General features: G+C 40.4%; 4 protein-coding genes and 2 pseudogenes. 4 read left to right on the forward strand and 2 right to left on the reverse strand.

Annotation, left to right across the window (positions count from 1 at the left end; genetic code table 11):
* Positions 1-298 (forward strand): cation transporting ATPase C-terminal domain-containing protein (locus SPADD19_RS12370; protein ID WP_241496407.1); only part of this gene is annotated, 298 nt, incomplete at its 5' end.
* Between the two features lie 191 nt (positions 299-489).
* Here SPADD19_RS12370 and SPADD19_RS01980 read toward each other — a convergent pair.
* The gene (locus SPADD19_RS01980; protein ID WP_061455065.1) at positions 490-1,347 is read right to left on the reverse strand and encodes a metallophosphoesterase; all 858 of its coding nucleotides are present in this window, start codon (positions 1,345-1,347) and stop codon (positions 490-492) included.
* 174 nt (positions 1,348-1,521) lie between these two features.
* On the opposite strand from SPADD19_RS01980, the pseudogene prfB reads away from it, so the two are divergent.
* The 3 genes and pseudogenes from prfB (at position 1,522) to ftsX (ending at position 4,272) form a co-directional block, all read left to right on the forward strand.
* Positions 1,522-2,616: pseudogene (gene prfB, locus SPADD19_RS01985) on the forward strand (peptide chain release factor 2).
* 44 nt (positions 2,617-2,660) lie between these two features.
* Positions 2,661-3,353: a cell division ATP-binding protein FtsE gene (ftsE, locus tag SPADD19_RS01990; protein ID WP_003018939.1), complete on the forward strand. Its 693-nt coding sequence runs from the start codon at positions 2,661-2,663 to the stop codon at positions 3,351-3,353.
* Positions 3,346-4,272, forward strand: coding sequence for a permease-like cell division protein FtsX (gene ftsX / locus SPADD19_RS01995; protein ID WP_021153569.1), 927 nt, complete (start codon positions 3,346-3,348; stop codon positions 4,270-4,272). The genes ftsE and ftsX overlap by 8 nt, the downstream gene beginning before the upstream one ends.
* Before the next feature lie 69 nt (positions 4,273-4,341).
* Here ftsX and SPADD19_RS12375 read toward each other — a convergent pair.
* A pseudogene (locus tag SPADD19_RS12375) lies at positions 4,342-4,433 on the reverse strand (MBL fold metallo-hydrolase); the annotation flags it as partial.

Raw genomic sequence — 4,433 nt, forward strand, 5'->3', positions numbered from 1 at the left:
ATTTGCAACTCTTGGTTTGATCCAATTGCTCCATGCCTTTAACGTCAAATCGGTCTACCAATCCATCTTTAAAGTGGGACTCTTCAAGAACAAGACCTTTAACTGGTCGATTCCAGTTGCCTTTGTTCTCTTGATGGCGACCATCATTGTCCCTGGATTTAACAAACTCTTCCATGTGTCTCATTTAAGCTTGACACAATGGTTAGCTGTTATGATTGGTTCGCTTTTGATTGTTGTTCTCGTTGAGATTGTCAAAGCCGTTCAACGTTCACTTGGAAAAGAAAAAAACGCCATTTAAACATAAAAAAAGTCATCTTTGGATGGCTTTTTTTTGCGGGCAAAATAGACTGGGCATATTCCTTGAGGTAAGAGTGGATATTGAGAAACCAATAAGGAAAAGAACTGATTATTAAGATACTTACTGTAAGGTTTCTCATTTCAGAACTAAAGTGGTTACTTTTTTGAAATGAGAATAGTGCCGTCCTATTTTTATAATTTTAATATGATCATAGCTTGAGAAAATTCATGTTTAAGTTTTTTCTTTTTGTAGGCTTTAAATTCAGGAAGGTCTTTAATTCTGCGATAGCGTTTGTAGGGATCATAGCGCTTTGAAAAATCAAATTCGGGGAAATCTTCAAAAAATTGTTTGCAGAGCTCCCATTCTCTGACATAGCCTAAAGGTCTTGCATGATAGGTGATGGTGTCAATAGTTGTCGTTGGAATTCGGCGGTGGCTATGACCAAAAATGACATCTTTGACAGGATATTGTCTAAAAAGCTCGTGAAAGGCTTGGCTCCCTAAAAAAGCATTAAAGCGTTCAAAATAAGGGTGATGCAGGAGAAACTGACTGTGAGGAACAAAGTGCATGGCGATAATTAAGGGTTGATTTACACGCATGAGCTCTTGTTCCAGCTCTTGCAAAAGATTTTTGGTAATGGCTGGATCAGATCCCATTCGTTGGAGGCGTCTATCAAACCAAAACAGATTTTTGGTTTGAAGATGTTTTTGGGGAGAGATGTCAGGAACAAAGCTGTAGTCATACCAGCCCGAAAAGGCAAGAAGCGTATGATTAGAGAAGGAAATTTTTTGAAATTCGAAAGGTTTTATGACTTTTTCTGATAGCCCAAGCATATCATGATTTCCCAAGCTAAAGGACACAGAAAGCTGACATTGGAGTTGGGCTAAAAATTTTTGTGAGGTTTCTCCAAAGCCATTAGCAATATCTCCTGCTATATGGAGATGTTGAACCTGTTGGTCCTTGAGAAGAGTAATAAGGGTCTCCAATTCTTCTTCGCCGAAATTGTTTGAATCAATATGTAAATCGGACATAAAAGCTACTGTTGTCATGCTACCAGTCTAGCATAAGAGGATCTTTTTTTCTAACAATTAGGTTACAAAAAAATAGAAAAATACTGAAAAAAAGCTGGGTTAGTTGTGGTAAACTTGCAGATCCAATATTGGAAGGTGGGCAAATAGTGAAGGTTATGATATAATAGACTAGATACATAGAAAGAGGTACTTATGGACATTTCAGAAATTCGTCAAAAAATTGACGCAAATCGTGAAAAATTAGCTTCTTTCAGGGGGTCTCTTTGACTTAGAGGCATTGGAAGAAGAAATTGCCATTTTAGAAAATAAAATGACAGAACCTGATTTTTGGGATGATAACATTGCTGCGCAAAAAACATCTCAAGAATTAAATGAACTCAAGCAGACCTATGAAAATTTCCATCAAATGGTGGATCTCTTTGATGAGTCAGAAATCTTACTGGACTTTTTGGCAGAAGACGATTCGGTCAAAGAAGAATTGATCGAGAAGTTGGAGGAGCTGGATAAACGTATGACCAGCTATGAGATGACCTTGCTATTGTCTGAACCCTATGACAATAATAATGCCATCCTAGAAATCCACCCAGGTTCAGGAGGAACAGAAGCTCAGGACTGGGGCGACATGCTTCTTCGGATGTATACTCGTTTTGGCAATGCCCACGGCTTTAAAGTTGAAGTCTTGGACTATCAGGCTGGAGATGAGGCCGGAATTAAGTCTGTGACCTTATCCTTTGAGGCCCACATGCATACGGCCTTCTGAAATCTGAAATGGGCGTTCACCGTTTGGTTCGGATTTCTCCGTTTGACTCCGCTAAACGACGTCATACCTCCTTTACATCCGTTGAAGTTATGCCAGAATTGGATGATACGATTGAGGTTGAAGTTCGAGACGATGATATTAAAATGGACACCTTCCGCTCTGGTGGAGCTGGTGGACAAAACGTCAATAAGGTTTCTACAGGGGTGCGCTTGACCCACATTCCGACAGGGATTGTTGTTGCTTCTACTGTGGACAGGACTCAGTACGGAAACCGTGATCGAGCAATGAAGATGCTTCAGGCCAAACTCTACCAATTGGAGCAAGAGAAAAAGGCAGCAGAAGTGGATTCTCTAAAAGGGGATAAAAAAGAAATCACCTGGGGAAGTCAAATCCGCTCCTATGTTTTTACCCCATACACCATGGTGAAGGATCACCGGACCAACTATGAGGTAGCGCAGGTGGACAAGGTGATGGATGGAGATATCGATGGCTTTATCGATGCCTACCTTAAATGGCGTCTCCAGTAATCTACATGGAATAACCCAGAAAAGAATGAAAGGAATTTCATTACATGTCAATGATTGAAATGAAAGATGTTGTCAAAAAATACGACAACGGGACAACAGCTCTTCGGGGAGTATCTGTTCGTATTGAACCAGGAGAATTTGCCTACATTGTAGGACCTTCTGGTGCAGGAAAGTCGACCTTTATTCGACTTTTATACCGTGAAGTAAAACACGATAAAGGAACACTGAAAGTTGCTGATTTTGATTTGGATAAAATCAAAAAACGTGATGTTCCAATGTTGCGACGCAATGTGGGAGTGGTTTTCCAAGATTATAAATTACTGCCAAAGAAGACTGTTTATGAAAATATTGCCTATGCTATGCAAGTTATTGGAGAGCGTCGTCGCAATATTAAAAAGCGCGTTATGGAAGTTTTGGATCTTGTTGGGTTGAAACACAAGGTCCGCTCATTCCCGAATGAATTGTCCGGTGGGGAGCAACAACGGATCGCGATTGCGCGGGCTATCGTCAATAATCCGAAAGTCTTGATTGCGGATGAACCAACGGGTAACTTGGACCCAGATAATTCATGGGAAATCATGAATCTTTTGGAGCGAATTAATTTGCAAGGGACTACAGTATTGATGGCGACCCACAATAGTCAAATTGTAAATACTTTACGTCACCGTGTCATCGCGATTGAAAATGGTCGTGTAGTGCGTGATGAAGCGGAAGGAGAGTACGGATACGATGATTAGAAGATTTTTCCGACACTTAATCGAGTCGCTTAAAAGCTTGAAACGAAATGGTTGGATGACGATTGCAGCGGTCAGCTCAGTCATGATTACCCTTAGTTTGGTTGCTATTTTCGCCTCTGTTATTGCCAATACCATCAAGCTTTCAGATGATATTCAAAACAGTGTGCGGGTTGTAGTATACATGCGCAAAGATATTCAAGATCAGAGCGAGCAGATTGAAAAAGACGGTCAAACTGTGACCAATGAAAACTACCATAAGGTCTACGATGCTCTGACAGCCATGAAACATGTTGATAAGGTTGATTTTTCTAGCAAGGAAGAACAGTACGATAAACTGATCAAAACGGCTGGGAACAACTGGAAGATTTTTGATGGAGATGCCAATCCTCTCTACGATGCTTATTATGTAGAAACAACAGCTCCTAAATATGTAAAGCAAGTTTCGGCTGATGCCAAAAAAATTGAGGGAGTTTCTGAGGTTAAAGATGGTGGGGTAGATACCCAACGCTTGTTTGCACTAGGAACTTTTATCCGAAACTGGGGATTGATCGGTGTAGCTTTATTGATCTTCATCGCAGTTTTCTTGATTTCTAATACCATTCGGATTACCATCATTTCACGTAGTCGTGAGATTAAGATTATGCGACTGGTAGGAGCAAAAAATGGCTATATTCGTGCCCCATTCCTTTTAGAAGGTGCTTGGATCGGTCTCTTGGGAGCCTTGGTTCCTTCAGCTTTGGTCTTCTATGTTTATAATGTTGTCTATACATCTATGAACAATAACTTGGCAGATCAAAACTTGTATCTCTATAGTCCACATGTCTTGGTACCGATCATGGTCGGTGGCCTCTTTGGATTAGGAATTTTGATCGGAGCGATCGGTTCTTCAATCTCTATGAGACGTTTTCTTAAGATATAATAAAAAAGCAAGTTCGCACTTGCTTTTTTGTTTACTTTTATTAGGACAGGAAGGAGGATACATGCCTCTTTAGGATTGACTAAAAAAGGGATTGAACATCTTCTCGTGACCAATAGAAGTTTCAGGGCCATGACCGGGATAGACAGTGTAGGAAGATGGAA

Origin of the sequence: Streptococcus parasanguinis, assembly GCF_001578955.1 — a bacterium.
Lineage (GTDB): Bacteria > Bacillota > Bacilli > Lactobacillales > Streptococcaceae > Streptococcus > Streptococcus parasanguinis_U.